The 501-nt window shown below is 33.7% G+C and carries 1 pseudogene; it reads right to left on the bottom strand.

Features of this window, described 5'->3' with window-relative positions:
- Nucleotides 1-84: 84 nt before the first annotated feature.
- Nucleotides 85-501: pseudogene (locus SB717_RS33555) on the bottom strand (hypothetical protein); the annotation flags it as partial.

Raw genomic sequence — 501 nt, 5'->3', positions numbered from 1 at the left:
GTGATTCTTCGTTTTTTAACCAATTCTTCATTTTTGTTAACATGTGTATTACTCCTTTTCCTATTCCATTTTTAATAATGTCTTCTATAAACTTGCAAATCCTTGCATTAAAGATTGAATAACAATCACCATTGGATAAATCACAATACATCCAATAACTGCGACGTTAAATTTATTCATTTCCATTGGTTTATTTTGAATGAGACGGTTATAGTTCTCATGTTTTAACTCACGCATCATTTTAATCTGTGCATCCATAATACGAAGACTCTGTACCTTGTCCGTTTTTTGCGCTTGTTGCAATGCAATCGTAAAGGTATTTACTTCTGGACTATTTAAGGCTGCTGCAAAGTTTCGAAATGGTTGATCCGATCCTGCATACATTTCTAATTCCGCTGTAAGTGTAGATACATACGGACGAAGATGTCTTCCAGCATATATTTGCGCCTTTTTTACTGCTTCTAATGTTGTATGTGTTTTTAACAACTGCAACATAGGAAT

It is taken from the genome of Priestia sp. SIMBA_032, from assembly GCF_046535215.1.
In the GTDB taxonomy this organism is placed as follows: Bacteria; Bacillota; Bacilli; order Bacillales; family Bacillaceae_H; genus Priestia; species Priestia aryabhattai.
Note: the sequence above shows the minus strand (reverse complement) of the source record. Positions and strands in the feature narration are given on the sequence as shown.